The sequence below is a fragment of the Actinomadura fulvescens genome (genome assembly GCF_039533225.1).
Lineage (GTDB): Bacteria > Actinomycetota > Actinomycetes > Streptosporangiales > Streptosporangiaceae > Spirillospora > Spirillospora fulvescens.
The window spans coordinates 320299-338032 of the sequence record NZ_BAAATD010000004.1; the positions used below are offsets into that span (position 1 = coordinate 320299).

The 17734-nt window shown below is 70.3% G+C and carries 23 protein-coding genes; 15 read left to right on the forward strand and 8 right to left on the reverse strand.

Going from position 1 to position 17734, the window contains the following annotated elements; translation table 11 throughout:
- Window positions 1–298: 298 nt before the first annotated feature.
- From ABD333_RS17240 to ABD333_RS17265, 6 genes are all read left to right on the forward strand, one after another.
- Window positions 299–931, forward strand: a complete 633-nt coding sequence (locus ABD333_RS17240) for a hypothetical protein (RefSeq protein WP_344542059.1) — start codon at window positions 299–301, stop codon at window positions 929–931.
- Between the two features lie 5 nt (window positions 932–936).
- Window positions 937–1506: a hypothetical protein gene (locus ABD333_RS17245; protein WP_344542061.1), complete on the forward strand. Its 570-nt coding sequence runs from the start codon at window positions 937–939 to the stop codon at window positions 1504–1506.
- Between the two features lie 209 nt (window positions 1507–1715).
- Window positions 1716–2375 carry a hypothetical protein gene (locus ABD333_RS17250; protein WP_344542063.1) on the forward strand — a complete coding sequence of 220 codons (660 nt, stop codon included), beginning with the start codon at window positions 1716–1718 and terminating at the stop codon, window positions 2373–2375.
- 69 nt (window positions 2376–2444) lie between these two features.
- Window positions 2445–2642, forward strand: a complete 198-nt coding sequence (locus tag ABD333_RS17255) for a DUF397 domain-containing protein (protein ID WP_344542065.1) — start codon at window positions 2445–2447, stop codon at window positions 2640–2642.
- 433 nt (window positions 2643–3075) lie between these two features.
- A complete protein-coding gene (locus tag ABD333_RS17260) occupies window positions 3076–3759 on the forward strand; it encodes a Clp protease N-terminal domain-containing protein (protein ID WP_344542067.1) in 684 nt (227 codons plus the stop codon).
- Window positions 3759–4184, forward strand: coding sequence for a phosphatase domain-containing protein (locus ABD333_RS17265; protein ID WP_344542069.1), 426 nt, complete (start codon window positions 3759–3761; stop codon window positions 4182–4184). The genes ABD333_RS17260 and ABD333_RS17265 overlap by 1 nt, the downstream gene beginning before the upstream one ends.
- Here the strand turns inward: ABD333_RS17265 and ABD333_RS17270 are convergent.
- Complete coding sequence (locus tag ABD333_RS17270) at window positions 4181–4636, reverse strand: SRPBCC family protein (RefSeq protein ID WP_344542071.1); 456 nt, start codon at window positions 4634–4636, stop codon at window positions 4181–4183. The genes ABD333_RS17265 and ABD333_RS17270 overlap by 4 nt on opposite strands.
- 123 nt (window positions 4637–4759) lie before the next feature.
- Between ABD333_RS17270 and ABD333_RS17275 the strand changes: the two genes are divergently transcribed.
- From ABD333_RS17275 to ABD333_RS17300, 6 genes are all read left to right on the forward strand, one after another.
- On the forward strand, window positions 4760–5713 hold the full coding sequence (locus ABD333_RS17275) for a helix-turn-helix transcriptional regulator (RefSeq protein WP_344542073.1): 954 nt from the start codon (window positions 4760–4762) through the stop codon (window positions 5711–5713).
- 93 nt (window positions 5714–5806) lie between these two features.
- Entirely contained in the window at window positions 5807–6418 is a 612-nt protein-coding gene (locus ABD333_RS17280) for an RNA polymerase sigma factor (protein WP_344542075.1), read from the forward strand.
- Window positions 6415–7395, forward strand: a complete 981-nt coding sequence (locus tag ABD333_RS17285; RefSeq protein WP_344542077.1) for a hypothetical protein — start codon at window positions 6415–6417, stop codon at window positions 7393–7395. The genes ABD333_RS17280 and ABD333_RS17285 overlap by 4 nt, the downstream gene beginning before the upstream one ends.
- Before the next feature lie 93 nt (window positions 7396–7488).
- Window positions 7489–8496, forward strand: a complete 1008-nt coding sequence (locus ABD333_RS17290) for a sigma-70 family RNA polymerase sigma factor (protein ID WP_344542079.1) — start codon at window positions 7489–7491, stop codon at window positions 8494–8496.
- A 63-nt stretch (window positions 8497–8559) separates the two neighbouring features.
- Window positions 8560–9408 (forward strand): LLM class flavin-dependent oxidoreductase, encoded by an 849-nt coding sequence (locus ABD333_RS17295; RefSeq protein WP_344542081.1) that lies wholly within the window; start codon window positions 8560–8562, stop codon window positions 9406–9408.
- The gene (locus ABD333_RS17300) at window positions 9405–9821 is read left to right on the forward strand and encodes a nucleoside deaminase (protein WP_344542083.1); all 417 of its coding nucleotides are present in this window, start codon (window positions 9405–9407) and stop codon (window positions 9819–9821) included. The genes ABD333_RS17295 and ABD333_RS17300 overlap by 4 nt, the downstream gene beginning before the upstream one ends.
- A 49-nt stretch (window positions 9822–9870) precedes the next feature.
- Here ABD333_RS17300 and ABD333_RS17305 read toward each other — a convergent pair whose 3' ends face one another.
- Window positions 9871–10332 carry a MarR family winged helix-turn-helix transcriptional regulator gene (locus ABD333_RS17305; RefSeq protein WP_344542085.1) on the reverse strand — a complete coding sequence of 154 codons (462 nt, stop codon included), beginning with the start codon at window positions 10330–10332 and terminating at the stop codon, window positions 9871–9873.
- Between the two features lie 102 nt (window positions 10333–10434).
- Between ABD333_RS17305 and ABD333_RS17310 the strand changes: the two genes are divergently transcribed.
- From ABD333_RS17310 to ABD333_RS17320, 3 genes are all read left to right on the forward strand, one after another.
- Window positions 10435–11367, forward strand: coding sequence for an NADP-dependent oxidoreductase (locus ABD333_RS17310; protein WP_344542086.1), 933 nt, complete (start codon window positions 10435–10437; stop codon window positions 11365–11367).
- A gap of 92 nt (window positions 11368–11459) precedes the next feature.
- On the forward strand, window positions 11460–11825 hold the full coding sequence (locus tag ABD333_RS17315) for a YciI family protein (RefSeq protein ID WP_344542088.1): 366 nt from the start codon (window positions 11460–11462) through the stop codon (window positions 11823–11825).
- The gene (locus ABD333_RS17320; RefSeq protein ID WP_344542090.1) at window positions 11822–13078 is read left to right on the forward strand and encodes an RNA polymerase sigma factor; all 1257 of its coding nucleotides are present in this window, start codon (window positions 11822–11824) and stop codon (window positions 13076–13078) included. Before ABD333_RS17315 ends, ABD333_RS17320 begins: the two co-directional genes overlap by 4 nt.
- Here ABD333_RS17320 and ABD333_RS17325 read toward each other — a convergent pair.
- The 6 genes from ABD333_RS17325 to ABD333_RS17350 all read right to left on the reverse strand — a co-directional run bounded on the left by ABD333_RS17325 (window position 13075) and on the right by ABD333_RS17350 (window position 17586).
- A complete protein-coding gene (locus ABD333_RS17325; protein ID WP_344542092.1) occupies window positions 13075–13710 on the reverse strand; it encodes a maleylpyruvate isomerase N-terminal domain-containing protein in 636 nt (211 codons plus the stop codon). The genes ABD333_RS17320 and ABD333_RS17325 overlap by 4 nt on opposite strands.
- Before the next feature lie 71 nt (window positions 13711–13781).
- A complete protein-coding gene (locus tag ABD333_RS17330) occupies window positions 13782–14747 on the reverse strand; it encodes an ABC transporter substrate-binding protein (RefSeq protein ID WP_344542094.1) in 966 nt (321 codons plus the stop codon).
- An 87-nt stretch (window positions 14748–14834) separates the two neighbouring features.
- Window positions 14835–15482 (reverse strand): TetR/AcrR family transcriptional regulator, encoded by a 648-nt coding sequence (locus tag ABD333_RS17335; protein ID WP_344542096.1) that lies wholly within the window; start codon window positions 15480–15482, stop codon window positions 14835–14837.
- Between the two features lie 77 nt (window positions 15483–15559).
- The gene (locus tag ABD333_RS17340) at window positions 15560–16189 is read right to left on the reverse strand and encodes a TetR/AcrR family transcriptional regulator (RefSeq protein ID WP_344542097.1); all 630 of its coding nucleotides are present in this window, start codon (window positions 16187–16189) and stop codon (window positions 15560–15562) included.
- A gap of 29 nt (window positions 16190–16218) precedes the next feature.
- Window positions 16219–16980 (reverse strand): aggregation-promoting factor C-terminal-like domain-containing protein, encoded by a 762-nt coding sequence (locus ABD333_RS17345; RefSeq protein WP_344542098.1) that lies wholly within the window; start codon window positions 16978–16980, stop codon window positions 16219–16221.
- Between the two features lie 93 nt (window positions 16981–17073).
- Window positions 17074–17586: a MarR family winged helix-turn-helix transcriptional regulator gene (locus tag ABD333_RS17350; protein WP_344542099.1), complete on the reverse strand. Its 513-nt coding sequence runs from the start codon at window positions 17584–17586 to the stop codon at window positions 17074–17076.
- Window positions 17587–17734 lie beyond the last annotated feature (148 nt).

Genomic DNA, 17734 nt, shown 5'->3' on the forward strand with positions numbered 1-17734 from the left:
CGTGAACGACCAGGTCGGCGTGCCCTCCACCGCTGGTGACCACGGTGATCTTCAACGAGTACATCGTCTCGAAGCCCTCCACCGTGCCCTCAAACAGCGCGCCGTTTCTGTGGCTGCCCTGCGATCCATGGCGGTCGCCGCCCAGGCCGGCCGTGCCTGCGCGTCACCACCCCCGCAGGCACGGCCTTCCACCCACCGTCCGGTATCGGTGCCCAGACCGAGCTCGACGCGGTCCACCCCGAGGCTCGCGATCACCAGTACGTGACCCCCCGATCGCTCTGAGAGGGGTCCGAACATCATGCGAAACGTCCTCGAGCGCACCCGGATCGTCCCGGCGGTCGTCGCGTTCACGGCCGCCGCGTTCGGTCTGACGGCCACAGCGGCGTCCGCCGCCAACGTTGCCGCGCCCATCGTAGGCCGCGGCAGTTTGGTCCTTCAGGACGACACCACCGGAGCAGCGGTGTCCTGTGCCACCTCCGAGTTCGAGGGCGAGACCCCGTCCTACCCGCCACCGCCGGGTCTGCTCTTCCGGATCACTGAATGGACGCTCTCCGACTCCTCGACGCCGGACGGCAGGTGTGTGGGCACGTTCGACGTCGGCCCGGGCAATCCGGGGCCGTTCGAGGTGCACTTCTACAGCCCGCCGGTGGCCACCGGTCAGGTTCGTCACGTCACCGGCTCTCTTCACGGCAGTGACGGGTGCGATGCCACGTTCACTGGTCCCGGCGGAACTCCCGGAACCATCACGGGCAACTACAACGACACGACCAGCGAGTTTCAGATCAGCGGCGGCGACCTCGTGGTCACCTCAGCGAACCCCTACTGCGATCCGACACTCATCAGGGTCGGTGACCAGATCGAGCTCGACGGCGCGCACGTCATCTCCCCGAAGATCGTGATTCCGCCTTCGACGGTCGGCCCAAGGAGCTGAGCATCATGCGGACCTTTCTCAAGCGCACCCTGATCGCTCCGGCGGTCCTGCTTCTGGTCAGCCTTCCGGGCGTGTCGGCCAGCGCGGACACGGCGGTGACGTTCATCAACATCGGCCCGGTGTCGTTCACGAACCTGAACACGGGGGCGACGGTGAGTTGTGCCACCTCGATCTTGACGGGCGACGCCCGGCCGTTCCCGGATCCCGTGATCACATTCAACACGGCTTCCTTCCAGGACTGCGACGGGGACTTTCTCCTCTTCCACGTCACGGCGTCAGGTCTGCCGTGGGGCTTCTACAGCACCTCGTACGACCCCACGACGGACACGGTCTTCGGGCAACCGAACGACACGAGTGTCCGGGTTGAGGCGAGCGACGGATGCGTCGCGACCGTGTCCGGGTCGGTCAGCGCCAGCTACGCCAACCCGGGAGGGACATTCAGCTTGAACGGCGGCGGCACCCTTGAAGTCAAGGCGACCAACGGCCTCTGCGATCCGAGCCTCATCAACGTCGGCGACCAGTACGAGGCTCAGGGCGATTACCAGGCCAGTCCGATGGTCGTCATCCGTCCCTGACGGGGCTTGGGCGAATCAGCGGGTCCTCCCATCGTCGAAGCCGGCGACTCCTTCGTGGTCAGCGGTGCCTACCAAGCGAGCCGGCCGATCGTCCTCGGTCAGTGACGAGTCCGCTGAGTGCCCCTCGGGCGGGACATGCACACCGCCGCATGACGGAAGTCGGTCATCCCCGCACTCGGCGGAGGTCTTATCAGAAGGAGAGCCCAAAAATGCTCAGGAAAACGAAGAAGACAGTAGAGGGTGTGGCCCTGGTGAGTGTCGTCGTCTTTGCCACGGCGGCTGCCGGGTTCAACGCGACCTGGACCTTCCTTCCAGGTGGAGCAGTGACGGCCACGGCTACCGAACCCATCATCGGCGAAGACATCCAGACTGGTTCGTTCGCTACTTGTGACACGTCGGTGGTCAAGGCGACTGCCAAAAGCGGTTCCGGTCTTTCGGGCGGGGATCTCGTCTCGATTGATGAAATCAATTTCAGTGACAGTACGACGGATGATGGCCGTTGCCCTACCGCCACCGGAGGAGCATCGACACTCATCCCACTCGGCTTGCCCTGGAAATTCAGCGCCCAGTCCTACGACGTGGCGACGGGAACGACCAAGGGCGTCGTCACCGGTGTAAGCGTCCGGAGCGAGTCCAGCGATGGTTGCGTGGTGACCTGGGCCAGACCGGGCGGAGCGCCTGGTGAGGTCTACATCTCTTACACCAACTCCACCGGCGAGATCCGTATCGAGGAAGACGGTCGCAACGGGAGCAATCTGATCGCCGTGGACACCCGGGACTGCAATCCGAACGACGTGTCGCCAGGGGACCAGTTGCGTGTATCGGGGGCCTACGTGCCAGATCCCCTCCAGAAGGTCACCAGTCCGTGACCGCTCTGCGAATCACCCTCGGACGCGCCCTATAGCTATCCACCTTTCACCGGCACCGGTACGGCCGTCTTGCGGGACCTCACCACAGGCCGCCACAGCGGTGGCGGTGGTGACGGCGGCCAAGAGTGTGTCGAGGTCGCGCAGTTTCCCAGCAGCATCGGAGTGCGGGACTCCAAGGACCCGGACGGCCCGAGGCTGGTCCTCGACTCCGCCGGCTGGCGAGCACTCACGCGCCGTATCAAGGCGAGCGAGCACGACCTGACCTGACGCCCACCTCGCACGGCAAAGAGCCCTCGACCTGATCCAGGTCGGGGGCTTTTCGTAGTGCCGTCCTCAAGGTGGCCGGGGTCGGGGAGCCGCGCTTGCTGACCGCCTCGCGCCAAAGGAGAGCGGGGTGCTTCGCGCCGGGCCGGTGGCGTGGACGCCGGATGAGGTCATGGCCGGTTCAGGTCCCGTCAGGGCGACCTTGGGGTGGGCGGTCGGTCACGCTTACATCGAGCGGATTCCGCCCGCCCGTGGTTACTGCCTGCCGGTCGAACGGCGGGTCGTCGCGTCGGCCAGTGGCACTTGGCGGGGGGTCTGGTCTCGTACAAGAAGTCGTTCACCAGCGAGTGCTACGCGAACGTGACCACCGGCGGACACGTCTTCCGCTCGTCAACCAGTGGTTGACGAGGAATAGACGTCAACCTATGGTTGACGCATGGAGAATCCCATCAGGCTTGACGAGCTGATCGAGACGATCAAGGCGGGGCGCACCGACGAGCTCGGGCAGCTCTCCACCGCCGTGCTGATGGCGGAACACCTCGGCGAAGTCGCCGACCACCTGATCGGCCACTTCGTGGACCAGGCGAGGCGTTCGGGCGCCTCGTGGACCGACATCGGCAGGAGCATGGGCGTCACCAAACAGGCGGCCCAGAAGCGCTTCGTGCCGAAGGGTGTCGACTTCAACCAGGGGATGGAACGGTTCACGCTGCGTGCCCAGCACGTGGTGAAGGCCGCCCACGAGGAGGCACGTACGGCGGGCAACCTCGAGGTCGGGCCGGTGCACCTCGTCCTGGGGCTGCTGAGGCAGCCCGACGCGCTGGCCGCCAAGGCGATCGTGGCGCAGGACATCCCGCTGGAGGACGTCCGGGCGGCGGCGACGCTGTCGCTCTCCGCGGGGGTGGGCGAGGTGCCCGAGGAACTGCCGTACGGGCCGAACGCCATCAAGGTCCTGGAGCTCACCCTCCGCGAGGCGCTGCGCCTCGGCCACAACTACATCGGCACCGAGCACATGCTTCTCGCCCTGCTGGAGTTCGAGAACGGCACCGGCCCGCTGTCCGGGCTCGGCGTCGACAAGGAGACGGCCGAGGCCTGGATCGCCGCGACGCTGGCTCGGATCTGATGAACGGTTCGATCGAACTTCCAGACGGAACGCGAATTCGAGGGCGGGGGCTAAGGCGTCCGCTCCCCGAGGGCTCGGCCCCCGACGTCGGCCTCTATCTCGGGTCGGGCCGCCTGCGACGCCGCCACGACGACTCCCTGACCTGGCCGCACACCTGGATCGATTGGCCCGACTTCCTGCTGCCGCGGGACGGGGAGCAGGCCGCCAAGGACATCCGGAGCCTGTACGAGCGGGCGCGGGGCGGCGAGGCCGCCGAGGTCGCGTGCGGCGGCGGCGTGGGGCGGACCGGAACGGTCATCGCCTGTCTGGCCGTCCTCGCCGGGACGGATCCGGTGGACGCCGTGGCCTGGACCCGCGAGCACTACGAGAGGCGGGCGGTCGAGACCCCGTGGCAACGCCGCTGGGTGAGGCACTTCCCGTCCTAGGCGTTCTCCAGGTGCTCCTTGGCGAGACGCACCTCTTCGCGGACGTCCGCGTTCAGGCGGCGCCGGAGCAGGGGCTCGGCCAGCCAGGCCACCCAGGGCTTGAACCGGTAGTTGAGCGTCCGGACCAGCTCGGTGCCGCCCTCGACCGGAGTGCACACGAAGCTCGCGTCGAAGTCGGCCGTGAGGCGGGCCATCCGGTTGGCTGGCGGCGGCGCCAGCTCGATGTCGATGCGTTCACCGGCCGTGCGCCGCATCTGCGAGACGGTCGGCGGCCCCGGGATGCCCGCGACACTGGGCCGGAAGCCGAACTCGGTGAAGTCCTCGTCTCGCCGGACCCACCGGAGGGGCCGGATCTTCTTGTCGATCTGTGCGTACCGCTCGACGTCCATGACGAACTCGAGCAGCTCGTCCGGCGTGCACGAGATGGTCTCGGTGACTCTGACCGTGAGCATGCCGCCAGCCTAGGCCGCTGTCCCCGAGGGGTGGTCGAGCCCCCGGGAACGGAGCGGGCATGCCGGTGGGGAGTCGTGGTCACTAGGACAAGTTCGTTCCTATATTCGTGGCAGGCTGGAGAAATGTTGGAAACCTCAGCCAGGCTCCTCCGGCTGCTGTCTTTGCTCCAGATGCACCGCGACTGGTCGGGCACGGAACTCGCCGGCCGTCTCGGCGTCACGACCCGTACCGTCCGGCGCGACGTCGATCGCCTGCGCGAGCTCGGCTACCCCGTACACGCCGCGATGGGAGCGGCCGGGGGCTACCGCCTGGGCGCGGGCGCCGCGCTCCCGCCGCTGCTCCTGGACGACGACGAGGCGGTGGCGGTCGCGGTCGGGCTCCAGGGCGGCGCGTCCGGCGGCGTCGCCGGGATCGAGGAGCCCGCGCTGCGCGCCCTCAACAAGGTCGAGCAGGTCCTGCCGTCCCGCCTGCGCCACCGGTTGAACGCCCTCAGCAGGGCGACCGTCGCCATCCCGCCCCGTGACGCGCCCACCGTGGACGCGGCGATCCTCACCGCGGTCTCCACCGCGATCCGGGCGGCCGAGACGCTCCGCTTCGACTACGTCCGCCACGACGGGAAGCCGACCAGGCGGAATGTGGAGCCGCACAAGCTCGTCACCTGGGGCCGCCGCTGGTACCTGGTCGGCTGGGACACCGAACGGGCCGGGTGGCGTACGTTCCGGGCCGACCGGATGACCCTCCACACGCCGAACGGGCCGCACTTCGCGCACCGCGAGCCGCCCGACGGCGACGTCACCGCCTACATGCGGCGGACGATGGGCCGCGACATGTGGCCCTATCACTGCCGCGTCATCCTGCACGCGCCCGCCGAACGTTTCGCCGGCCGGATCGACGGCACCGTGACTCCCATCGACGAGCACCGGTGCCGCGTGGAGATGGCCACCGACTCGTTCGACCTCGTCGTCTTCGTCATCGGCATGCTGGACGTCGGTTTCGAGGTGGAGTCGCCGCCCGAGCTGAAGGCCCACCTCCGCAAGCTCGCGGGCCGGTTCGCCGCCGCCGGAACGGAAGGGTGACCGGTCGTGGAGAAAGTGGGAACCGTGACGGCCCGTCCGGCTGAGAAGGGGTGAACCCACTCGGAGAGGACCCCCTATGAACGGACGTGGTTCATGTTGACCGCGCCCCTCGATACCGCCGCCGCCGCGGAGGACGAGAGCGACGCCGCGCTGGTGCGGGAGTCGTTGTCGCGGCCGGAGGCGTTCGCGGCCGTCTTCGACCGGCACAGCGACGAGGTCTACCGGTACGTCGCCCGGCGGCTGGGTCCGGAGGCGGCCGAGGACATCGTGGCCGACACGTTCCTGACGGCGTTCCGCAAGCGCGGCGGCTACGACGTGTCCCGGCCGGACGCGCGCCCCTGGCTGTACGGCATCGCGACCAACCTCATCCGGACGCACCGCCGCGCGGAGGTGCGCCGCAACCGCGCGCTGGCACGCAGCAGGGAACCTGAGGTGGCCGAGTCGTTCGACGAACGCAGCGCCGCCCGGGTCACGGCCGAGCGGCTCCAGCCACGGCTCGCCGCCGTACTCGGCAGGTTGTCGACGGCCGAGCGTGACCTGCTGCTGCTCATCGCCTGGGCCGACCTGACCTACGAGGAGGCCGCCCAGGCGCTCGGCGTGCCGATGGGCACGGTCCGCTCGCGGCTGCACCGCATCCGCAAGAAGCTGCGTCGCGCGCTGGGCGGCGACGATCCGATGGCGACGAACGAGGAGTCCCTGGCATGAGCGACGACGAGATCTCCGTCTTCCGGCACGCGCGTCCCGAGGTGCCGCCGTACGAGCCGGCCGCCAAGGAGCGGGCCCGTGCCCGCCTGCTGGACGCCCGTACAGAGCGGATCGGCCGCTCTTTCCGCCTTCCACGGCTGACCCCCGTCCAAGGGTTGCTGGCCGTCGGGACCGCCACCGCCGTCCTCGTCGCGGGCCCCGCCCTGCTCCTCAAGAACCTCGGCGGCGCCGACCGGCCCGCGCCGGCGCCCGGCTCGGCGCGCGCCCTGGCACCGGGTACGGATGACCGTCCGCGGGCCGGCCAGTGGTCCTACACCAAGACCGTGCTCGCCTCCTCGTCCAAGGGCGTCGGCGGCGCGCTGTTCGGCCCGCCCGACCGCCGCGTCACGAACGAGCTGTGGCGCAGCGTGGACGGCAGGTACACGGCCACGATGGAGAAGGGCCGCCTCAAGACCGTGTCCGACGGCTCCCAGCTCGGGATGTCGCCACGCGCCGACCTCCCGTACCTGCTCTCGCTCCCGGTCGACCCCGCCGCGCTGCTGGCGCAGATCAACAAGACGGTCGATCAGGAGGTCGACCAGGAGAACGGCCCGACCCGGATCGGTGCCGCCGAGCGCGCGGGCCGGGCGTTCGACATCATCGAGATCTACATGCGCGACGCGGCGCTGCCGCACAAGCTGCGGCAGGCCCTCCACACGGTTCTCCAGCGGCTTCCCGGCGTCCGGTACGAAGCGAAGGCCGCCGACATCCTGGGCCGGCCGGGAGTGACCTTCTATCGCATCGCGGAGGGTTATCTGCGGGACGAGATCATGATCGACCCGGCCACGCACCAGTATCTGGGTTTCCGTGCCGTGGCCATCAAGGCCCACGTCACCCGGGGCGACGACAGGGATCTGCGGTCGAAGAAGGGGCAGATCCTCGGCTGGGGCGGCCTGGCCGAGTCCGGCTTCGTCGACGGTCCCGGCCGCCGCCCCTGAGACGAAAACGGCGCCCCTGAGACGGAACGGCGTCCCGCGTCCCGCGTGCACGGCGGTTCACATGCCTCCGTGCGGCCCCCTAGGCTGCGGCCTGTGAACGAGGCGGAGCTTCTGGAAGCGGGACGCCGCGGCGACGAGGACGCGTTCGGCCGGCTCGTGGCGCCGTACCGGTCCGAGCTGCACGCGCACTGCTACCGGATGCTCGGCTCGATCCACGACGCGGACGACGCCCTGCAGGACGCGCTCTTCGGCGCCTGGCGCGGGCTCGCGAACTTCGAGGGACGCAGCTCGCTGCGCACCTGGCTCTACCGGATCACCACGAACGCCTGCCTGCGCTTCCAGGCCAAACGGCCCCGGCGCGTCCTCTCCGCCGACTACGGACCCGCCATCCCGCCTGACGGGGACCTCGGCGAGCCGGTCACCGGCCCGGTGTGGCTGGAGGCCTATCCCGACGACGAGCTCTCCTCGGCAGCGCCCGAGGCGCGCTACGAGCTGCGCGAGAGCGTGGAACTGGCGTTCGTCGCCGCGCTCCAGCATCTGCCCGCCAACCAGCGTGCCGTGCTCATCCTGCGCGAGGTGCTCGGGTTCTCCGCCGCCGAGGTCGCCGGGTCCCTCGGCACGAGCGTCGCCTCGGTCAACAGCGCGCTGCAACGGGCCCGCAGGACCGTCCACGAACGTGTGCCCGCCCGCACGCAGCAGGCGACCCTGCGGGCCCTCGGCGACGAGGCGGAACGCGCGTTCGTCGACGCCATCGTGGCCGCCTGGGAACGCGCCGACGTGGACACGGTCCTCGGCATGCTCGCGCGGGACGTCAGGTTCACGATGCCGCCGCTGCCCGCCTGGTTCGACGGCCGCGACGACGTCGGCGTGTTCCTCAGGGAACGCGTGTTCGCCACCCCGTGGCGGATGGCCCCCACGCGCGCGAACGGCCAGCTCGCCCTGCTCTGTTACCAGGGCGACGGGAACGGCGGCTTCGACCTGGCCGCGCTCAACGTGCTCACGCTGGACGAGCACACCCGGATCACCGAGATCACCGCGTTCTGCGACCCGGCGGTCGTCGCCCGCTTCGGACGGGCTCAGGGCTCCGGCGGGCCGCGGTAGGCGAGCTCGATCAGCGGGCGAAAACCCTTCAAGCCGTGTGGATCACATGGATAGCCTGAACGCGTGCTACTTGGAGTGAACGTCCCGAACTTCGGCCCGGGCACCGACCCCGCCATGTTGCGCGCCTGGGCGCAGACGATCGAGGGGATGGGGTTCGGGCTGCTGATGGTGTCCGACCACGTGGCGGTGACGCCCGACGTGGCCGAGCAGTATCCGGCGCCGTTCTACGAGCCCTTCACGACCCTGTCCTACCTGGCCGGCGTGACCAGCCGGATCCGGCTCGGCACCACCGTGCTGATCGTCCCGTACCGCCATCCGCTGCTCATCGCCCGCATGGCCGCCAACCTCAACCAGCTCAGCGGCGGCCGGCTGATCCTCGGCGTGGGCGTCGGCTGGGCGCGCCAGGAGTTCGAGGCGCTCGGAGTGCCGTTCGAGCAGCGCGGACGGCTGACCGACGAGCACCTCCGGGCCGTGCGCGCAGCCTGGGACGACGAGTACGACTACCGGAGCGGGCCGCTTCCCATCTGGGTCGGCGGCAACAGCGACGCCGCCCTGCGCCGCGCGGTGCGGCTCGGCGACGCCTGGCACCCGCTGCGGTTCGCCATGCCGTGGCTGAACGGCGCGCTGGAACGCCTGGAGGCCATCGCGGACAGCGAGCAGAGGCCGGTCCCGCCGCTGGCGCCCCGCATCTGCCTCCGGCTCACCGAGTCACCGGTCACCGGCCCCGACCGGAAGGCCGGCGAGGGCACGATCGAGCAGGTGATGGACGACCTGGAACAGCTGCGCCGCCTCGGCGCCGGGACCGTCCTGCTCGACCCGTTCAACGGCGACCCGGACGAGACGCTCCACCCAGAACCGGCCTGGCAGGCCCTCGCGACCGTGGCCGCCAACGTACGAACGGACCCCAAGTGATCGACGAGAGGCTGCTCCGCCGCGCCATCGAGCTCGCCGCGCAGGCGCGCGAGTCCGGCAACCCCCCGTTCGGCTCGCTCCTCGCGGCGGCGGACGGCACGATCCTGCGCGAGGAACGCAACACGACCATCACCGACGCCGACATCAGCCTGCATCCCGAGCTGAAGCTGGCCGGCTGGGCGGCCCGCGAGCTCGACGCCGCGACGGCGGCGGACACCACGCTCTACACCAGCTGCCAGCCGTGCAACATGTGCACCGGCGCGATCGAGCGTTCCGGACTCGGCCGGGTCGTCTTCGCCCTGTCCAACGAGCAGCTCGCCGCCCTCAAGCCCGGCGGCGGCTTCCCGCCCGTCCCGCAGGAAGGCCCTGCCCTCCTCGACGAGGCCCGCGTCCCCGTCGAGGGCTACTACTGACCAGCGCGCACTGACCGGCGCGCACTGACCGGCGTTCCCTCTTCGGCCGTCAGTCGTGGGCGACGGCGTCCGGATGGACGGCGTCGCGGATGACGCGCAGGCCGGTGAGAAGGCCGTCGAGCTGCTCCCGGGTCAACCGCCCGGTGAACCATCGCTCGATGGTGTCCAGGTAGTCGGGGAGCACCTGCTTCAGCCGTTCGGCACCGTCCGGCGTCAGCGTGGCGTACGTGGCGCGCCGGTCGCCGGGGAACGACTCGCGGCGCACCAGGCCGGCCCGCTGGAGACGGTCGACCAGACGGGTGACGCCGCTGGTGGACAGCGAGGTCTGGGCGGCGAGATCGCTCATGCGCAGCCGCTGCCCGGGTGACCGGCTCAGCCGCATCAGCGCGTTCAGGTCCAGCCCGGACAGCCCGCCCTTCCGCCAGGCCGGCTCCAGCCTGGCCACCAGACCGCCGTGCGCCTCGAAGAGCAGGCCCATCGCGGTCAGGCGCGGGTCGTCGAAGTCGCTCACGGGACAAGCCTACTTGACGCACGGATAGTTGACACGAGGAATATATCTCGGCTATTCATCTGTTCAGTCGATATTCCTCACGTCAACTAACTGGAGGTTCCCATGTTCGTCATCACGCAGCGCTCGTTCGGCGGCCCGGAGGTGCTCGTCGGCACGGAGATCGAACGGCCGGTGGCCGGCCGGGGCGAGGTGCTGGTCCGAGTGGGCGCCGCGGGGGTGAACCGGGTGGACGCGGCCGTCCGTGCCGGGCACTTCCCGCCCTTCCCCGAGCCTCCGGCCGTGCTGGGCTGGGATGTCGCCGGCCGGGTCGAGGCGGTGGGGGAGGGCGTCACCAGGTTCGAGGTGGGCGACGAGGTGTTCGGCCTGGCGCGCTTTCCCCGGGAGGCGGGTGCGTACGCGGAGTATGTCGCGGCGCCCGCCGAGGAGCTCGCGCCCAAGCCCCGCGCGCTGACGATGGCCGAGGCCGGGGCCCTTCCGCTCGCGGCGCTCACGGCCTGGCAGTCGCTGGTCGGCATCGCGAGCGTCCAGCCTGGGCAGCGCATCCTGATCCACGCCGCCGCGGGCGGGGTCGGCCACCTGGCCGTGCAGATCGCCAAGGTGCGCGGCGCCCATGTCATCGCCACCGCGCGCGAAGCCAACCACCCGTTCCTGACGGACCTCGGCGCCGACGAGCTGATCGACTACACGGTGGCCGACTTCGCCGCCACGGTCGCCCCGGTGGACGTGGTCCTCGACCTCGTCGGCGGCGAGTACGCACCCCGCTCACTGCGCGTGCTGCGGCCGGGCGGCCTGCTCGTCACCGCCATCGGCCACGACCCGGGCCTGACCGCCGAGGAGGCCGAACGGCACGGGAGGCGCTTCGAAACCGTGTCCGTCGTCCCCTCCGGAGCCGACATGGTCAGTCTCGGCGTGCTGGCGGAGGCCGGCAGGCTGCGCGTGCACGTCGAACGAGAGTTCCCCCTGGCCGAGGCCGCCAAGGCCCATGCGCTGGCCGAGACGGCGAGCGCGCGGGGCAAGACCGTCCTCATCCCCTGACCGGAGCGGAGCGGACGGGCCGGACGCGACGCCGTCGGGCGGAAAATCCCGGCCACTAGTCTGGGAGACCGCCGCCAACAGGGAGAACGACGATGAAGTACATGATCATCATCTATGGCAACCAGGAGCTCTGGGAGTCGTTCGGCCCCGAGGAGTGGTCGAAGGTGGTCGCCGAGCAGGACGCGTTCAACCTGAGGTACAAGGAGAGCGGCGAGCTGCTGGGCGCGTACGGCACCGGCGACGTCGGCCAGGCCAGGACGGTCCGGGTGCGCGACGGGGTCGCGGCCGTGACCGACGGCCCCTACCTGGAGACCAAGGAGTACCTGGCCAGCTGGTGCATGATCGATGTGCCGGACGAGAAACGGGCGCTGGAGATCGCCGCGGACGCGCCGTTCGCCTCGCTGCGCGCCGTGGAGGTCTGGCCGATCATGCACGAGGCCTCCTGGAACCGGCCTTGAGCGAGGACTTCGAGGACCTGCTGCGCGACCTCGCGCCGCAGGTCCTCGGGGCGCTGATGCGGCGGTACGGGCGGTTCGACACCGCCGAGGACGCCGTCCAGGAGGCCCTGCTCGCGGCCGCCACCCAGTGGCCCGCGGAGGGCGTCCCGGACAACCCGTACGGCTGGCTGGTCACCGCGGCGACCCGGCGGTTCATCGACTGGGTGCGCAGCGACGCCGCGCAGCGGCGGCGCGAGGACGCCGACCTGACGGCCGTCCCGCCGTCCGAGCTGGTCGCGCCCGGCGCCGACGAGGCCCTGACCGGCGAGCATGACGACAGCCTCAAGCTGCTGTTCCTGTGCTGCCACCCGTCGTTGTCGACCTCCTCGCAGATCGCGCTCACGCTGCGCGCGGTCGGCGGGCTGACCACCGCCGAGATCGCGCACGCGTTCTTCGTGCCCGAGACGACCATGGCGCAGCGCATCAGCCGCGCCAAGCAGAGCATCCGCAGGGCCGGCGCGACGTTCGAGCTCCCGCCCGCCGGTGAACGCGCCGAACGGCTGAAGGCCGTGCTGCACGTGCTCTACCTGATGTTCAACGAGGGCTACACCGTCACCGCCGGCCCCGACCTGCAGCGCGACGACCTGACCGCCGACGCGCTGCGGCTGGCCAGGCTCGTCCGCCGGCTGCTCCCGGACGACGGGGAGGTGGCGGGCCTGCTGGCGCTCATGCTGCTCACCGAGGCACGGCGCGACGCCCGCACGGACGCCGTCGGCTCGCTGATCCCGCTCGCCGAGCAGGACCGCGGCAGGTGGGACCGCGAGCTCATCGCCGAGGGCGTCGCGCTCGTCACCGAGACGCTCGCCCGCACCCGCGAGCTCGGGCCCTACCAGGTCCAGGCCGCGATCGCCGCCGTCCACGACGAGGCCGCGCGGGTCGAGGACACCGACTGGCCGCAGGTCCTCGCGTTGTACGGGCTGCTCGAACGGATCGCCCCCAATCCCATGGTGACGCTCGGCCGGGCCGTGGCCGAGGCCATGGTGAACGGCCCGGGCGCCGGGCTGGCCACGGTCGCCGAACTGGAGGCCGACGACCGCATGGCCCGCCACCACCGGCTGCACGCCGTACGGGCACACCTGCTGGAGATGGCCGACCGTCCTCAGGACGCGTTCGACGCCTACCGCACCGCCTCCCGCCACGCGACGAGCGTCCCGGAGAAGCGCTACCTCGAAGGCCGCGCCGCCAGGCTCGCGGAGGCGCAGAACACCCGTTAGAACGCGGCGATCGTGTCGGGCGCCCGTTCGGCCCGGCTGAGCGCGCGCAGCACCGGCGTGAGGCCGTGCCTGCGCACCGCCAGCCGCGCCAGGAGCACCGCGACGACATCGGTGGCCTCAGGGGAGGCGGGCGGCGTCGGCACGCCGACGCTGACGGCGAGGTCGTCGCAGTGGACGGTGAGCTCCATGGTGCGGGTGACGAGGAAGTCGTCGAGCGACAGCGACCAGCCGTTCCACGGCATGTACGCGAGGCGGTCGGGCGGCTCGTCCGCCAGCACGTCCCGGAACCGCGCCACCAGCTCCCCGGCGTGCGCGGCCGTGCGTTCGGCGCCTTCGGCGGCGAGCTCCTCGCCCCGCCTGCGCAGCGCCACGTTCGGCTCGTCGTCCAGTCCGGCGTCGACCCAGGCCGCGCGGGCGTAGTGGTCCAGCAGCCCGATGGGCTCCTCGTCGCCGGACGTCTCCAGAACGGTCGGCAGGCAGAAGATCTGGAACGCCAGATGCGCGGCGAGCCCGCCCACCGTGAAGTCCGCCAGGGCGCTCGGCTCCCGCCACGCCGCGGCGACCGCCGGGTCGGACAGGAGGCCGACGGCGGTCTCGGCCGCCCCGAGATAGGTCTCTCTGATCGTCATCATCGATCCTGAAGTGTGGGGAAGAGGCAGGGGCAGGGTACCGCCGCCAAGATCGACGGCTCGGAGCCGCAGCGTCACGGAGCGACGATGGCGGCCGCGGCGTCGGCCTTCCCGGTGAGATAGCCGTACTGCCGCATGACGTCGGGAACGCGCTGGATCCGGGCCGGATCGAGCTTGGTCGGGAACGTGGGCACCGTGACGGCCTTGGCGGTCGCCGCGTCGATCGAGGTGTAGGTCGGCAGGACGGCTTCGAGCTCGGCGCGGTCGGCGGCCAGCAGCGCCTGGGCCTTGACGACGGCCCGCCGGAACGCGGCGACGGTCTTGGGGTTCTTGTCCGCGAAGCGCCGGGTGACGACCCAGCCGGCGATCGGGAAGTCCGCCATGGGACCGGTCATGGTGTCGGCGATGCTCCGCAGGCCGAGCTTGTTCTTGCCGCCCGTGATGAACGGCTCGGTCATCCAGGCCGCCTCGACGGCGCGCTTCTCCAGGGCCGGGGCCATGTTGGGCAGCGGATACTCCACGAACCGGACGTCCTTGGCCTCGACCCCGGCGTTCTTCAGCGTGGCGAGGCTGGCCAGCTCACCGATGTTCTTGAGGGTGTTGACCGCGACCACCTTGCCCTTCAGGTCGGCGGGCGCGCGCACCGGGGAGTCCTTGGTGACCATGATCGTGAACAGCCCGGGCCGGGAGGCGGCCGCGTCCGCCACGATCTGGAGGTCGTTCCCCCGTTCGCGGGCGATGAACAGCGACACGTAGTTGGTCAGCGTCGCGTCCAGCAGGCCGCTGAGCAGCTTGGGCGTGGCCGTGGCCCCGCCCTGGATGATCTCGACCTTGACGTTCAGTCCCTCCGCCCGGAAGAACCCCTTGGACCTGGCCAGCATCACGGCGGCCGAGTCGGCGATGGGCAGCACGCCCACGGTCAGGTCGGGCCGCTCCAGGCCGTGCGGCCCCGAGCCCTTGGAGTCGTCGCCGTCGCCGCCGCACGAGGTGAGGGCCACGACGGACGCGAGAACGGGTGCGAGTACGCGAATGAGCCTCAAGGCCCCTCCAGACGGGAAAGATCGCCGGCCCCCTCTGTAGTGCGTACAGCGAAGAGGCGGCGCCCGCAAGGGGCCGTGGCCGCCGGGTTACTTGAGCGGCGCGAAGAGCGGCCGGATCCCGGCGATGAGCTGGCGTATCACCGGACGCTGTTCGGCGGGCGTCCGGCCGCGCAGATCCATGATCGGATCGAGCCCGTCGTAGTAGGGCGCCAGCGCCAGATAGGGCAGCGCCATCAGCATCAGCGTCGCCATCACGTCCAGGTCGGCGTCCTCGCGGATGTCGCCACGTTCCTGCCAGAGCTGGAACGTCGGGTGCAGGACCTGGAGGTAGTGCTGGTTGGCCGTGTCGCGCACGACCGAGCGCACCGCGTTGTCGAGCTCGAAGTTGGTCGCGGCGGTGACGGCGCGTTCGAGCGGGTGGTCGGCCATGTACTCGGTCCACTCGCACAGCACGTCGAACAGCCACTCCTCGAAGGACTGGTCGAAGTCCAGGCGGGCGATCCGCCGCTCCATCTCCTCCCGGATCCGCCGGGAGGTCTCGTCGCAGACGAACGCGAAGAACTCCAGCTTGTCGGAGAAGTACTGGAACAGCGATCCCTTGGCGATGCCCGCCTCGCGGGCGATCGTGTTGAGGCTTCCGGTCGAGTAACCGTGCTCCCCGAACTCGCGCATCGCGACCTCGAGCACGCGTTCCCGCTTGGCGACGTTGAGACGGAACCAGGTGGACGTCGGCATGGGAGCGGGGGATCTCCGTGTGTGTAGTGCGTTCGGCCGTACCGTGTCAGGGAGCCTGTCAGTACGTGGTACCGAGCCTAGCGCGCGAGGCGGATCAGGATACGGCAGACCTCGTCAATGATTTCCGTCGCCTCGCTCTCGTCGTCGGCCAGCGCGATCTCCCGTCCGGCCTCGCCGATGACGGTCGTGAGCACGAGGCTCAGCACCTGCGTGGCGCGATCGGTGTCGTGGCCCCGCAGGAGCTTGGTGTTCTGGCCGATCCACTGGCGCGCGCGGCCCCGGCGCATCAGCGAGAACCCGGACGGCCCCTCGCCGCCGTGGAACAGCCGCGCCGCCTCCCGCTGCTCCCAGCAGACCTCCAGGTAGGCGCGGGCACCGGCGATGAACAGCGTGATCGGGTCGCTCTCGCCCCCCTTGCGGGCGGCGGCCACCGCGCTCGCGGCGCTGCGCTCCTGCCGGCCGGTGAGTTCCTCCCACAGCGCCAGGTAGAGCCCGGCCTTGCCGCCGTAGTGGTGGTAGAGGCTGCCGACGCTGATCCCGGAACGTTCGACGATCTCGGCTATGCCCGCGTCGGCGTAGCCCCGGTCGGCGAAGACCTCCTGCGCCGCCGTCAACAGCGCCTGCCGGGTGGCGTCCGCCCGCGCCCACTGCCGCCCGCCTGACGCCTCACCCGCACCGTTCGGCTGGCCCGCCTTGCTGGTCCGCATCCCTCCATCGTCTCAGGACCGGCCGAGCGTCAGTACCAGTTGTGGGACTGCCAGAAGGCCCAGGCGCCGCACGGGTCCTTGTAGCGGGCCTTGATGTAGCCGAGGCCCCAGGCGATCTGCGTGGGGGAACTGGTGCGCCAGTCAGAGCCCGCGGTGGCCAGCTTGGAGGCGGGCAGGGCCTGCGGGATGCCGTACGCGCCGCTGGACGGGTTGACGGCGCGCTCGTTCCAGTTGCTCTCGTGCTCCCAGAGCGTCTTGAGCGAGGGCCAGCAGCGGCCCCAGCCCTTGAGCTCGCTCATCTTCTTGCCGTACGCGCGGTTCTGGGCGGCGCTGGGGTTGGACTTGGCGAGCCGTTCGCGTTCCCGCTGGGCCTCCAGCTTGCGGCGGGCGGCGGCGTCGCGCTTGGCCTTCTCCTTCAGCTCGCGCAGTTCCTTCTGGTGCTTCTCGTACGCGCGCTTCTTCGCCAGGGCGATCGCGTCGGCGGCGATCGGGTCCATATCGGACGAGTCCATCATCGCGAGCATGTCGTTGGCCGTCAGGCCGCTGACGTCGCCCTTCGGGGTGCTCGCGCGGCCGCTCAGCCGTTCGAGGTCGACCATCGCCACCACCGCGAAGAGCGCGGCGATGGCCACCACGGTGATCGTGATGTTGCTGGTGAGCGCGCGACGCAGTCTTCCGGGGCCCTTGGGCTCGGCGTACGCCGGTGGATCCGCCTTCCGCCCGCGGGCGGTGGACGGGTGACGGGGCCCTGGGGGTCGGCGCCGTCTGCGTGTGCCGTGACTCTGGGGCATGGGAATAGAGTGCCTTATCGCCGGACCTGTCGCGCTTTCGTTGACCTTGTACGCACATCCGGTTACATGTGGTTCATCGAGACCGCCGCGCGTCTAGAGCTCGTGGTCACCGATGGCGAGGCGCGCCGGCTGCAGCGCGGTGAAAAGGTCTTCGTGCATCCCCGCGAGCGCGGCGAGCGCCCCGCCGGGGGCCTCCAGCGCCTTGTTGACCTCGCCCGCGCGCTCGAAACCGGCCTCGGTGATCTGCACCAGCGTGGCCCGGCGGTCGCGCGGATGGCGCGTACGGGTGACCAGACCCGCGGCCTCCAGCTGGTCGACGGTCAGCTTGACCGACGTGGGGTGCATCATCAGGATCCGGCCGAGTGAGCTCAGGCGGGCACAGCCGTTGGTGGTGAGGGCCAGCGTCGTCAGCAGGAAGTAGCCGGTCCTGCTCAGGTCGACCTTCTTCAGCTCGATGTCCAGGGCCTTCTTCACGAACTGGTGCAGGCGGCTGATCGAGCAGATGGCCATGAACGCCCAGGGTTCTCCGGGCAGTCCTTGGCCCTCCCAGCGGTCATGGATGCCGTCCACCAGGGGATCTACGCGTCCTTGCGTCTCAATTTGCACCGGCTGATCGTAGCTTCGGACAAATCAGGATGTAAGTACTCGCTTCTTAGACCTTCTTCCAATAGAGTGCTCCAGATCACAGGGAGCACAGGACATTGTCATGCGATGACAAAGCGCGACCTGTGGTCATCGGATGGGCGCCAACGTC

Bases quoted from the DNA above. Each gene is read 5' to 3' on its own strand.
- ABD333_RS17340 (WP_344542097.1), bottom strand. From the start codon at position 16,189: ATGCGGACCAGCAAGGCGGGCCAGCCGAACGGTGCGGGTGAGGCGTCA.
- ABD333_RS17245 (WP_344542061.1), top strand. From the start codon at position 937: ATGCGGACCTTTCTCAAGCGCACCCTGATCGCTCCGGCGGTCCTGCTT.
- ABD333_RS17240 (WP_344542059.1), top strand. From the start codon at position 299: ATGCGAAACGTCCTCGAGCGCACCCGGATCGTCCCGGCGGTCGTCGCG.
- ABD333_RS17310 (WP_344542086.1), top strand. From the start codon at position 10,435: ATGTTCGTCATCACGCAGCGCTCGTTCGGCGGCCCGGAGGTGCTCGTC.
- ABD333_RS17270 (WP_344542071.1), bottom strand. From the start codon at position 4,636: ATGCTCACGGTCAGAGTCACCGAGACCATCTCGTGCACGCCGGACGAG.
- ABD333_RS17345 (WP_344542098.1), bottom strand. From the start codon at position 16,980: ATGCCCCAGAGTCACGGCACACGCAGACGGCGCCGACCCCCAGGGCCC.
- ABD333_RS17325 (WP_344542092.1), bottom strand. From the start codon at position 13,710: ATGATGACGATCAGAGAGACCTATCTCGGGGCGGCCGAGACCGCCGTC.
- ABD333_RS17265 (WP_344542069.1), top strand. From the start codon at position 3,759: ATGAACGGTTCGATCGAACTTCCAGACGGAACGCGAATTCGAGGGCGG.
- ABD333_RS17285 (WP_344542077.1), top strand. From the start codon at position 6,415: ATGAGCGACGACGAGATCTCCGTCTTCCGGCACGCGCGTCCCGAGGTG.
- ABD333_RS17315 (WP_344542088.1), top strand. From the start codon at position 11,460: ATGAAGTACATGATCATCATCTATGGCAACCAGGAGCTCTGGGAGTCG.
- ABD333_RS17335 (WP_344542096.1), bottom strand. From the start codon at position 15,482: ATGCCGACGTCCACCTGGTTCCGTCTCAACGTCGCCAAGCGGGAACGC.
- ABD333_RS17275 (WP_344542073.1), top strand. From the start codon at position 4,760: ATGTTGGAAACCTCAGCCAGGCTCCTCCGGCTGCTGTCTTTGCTCCAG.
- ABD333_RS17250 (WP_344542063.1), top strand. From the start codon at position 1,716: ATGCTCAGGAAAACGAAGAAGACAGTAGAGGGTGTGGCCCTGGTGAGT.
- ABD333_RS17280 (WP_344542075.1), top strand. From the start codon at position 5,807: ATGTTGACCGCGCCCCTCGATACCGCCGCCGCCGCGGAGGACGAGAGC.
- ABD333_RS17260 (WP_344542067.1), top strand. From the start codon at position 3,076: ATGGAGAATCCCATCAGGCTTGACGAGCTGATCGAGACGATCAAGGCG.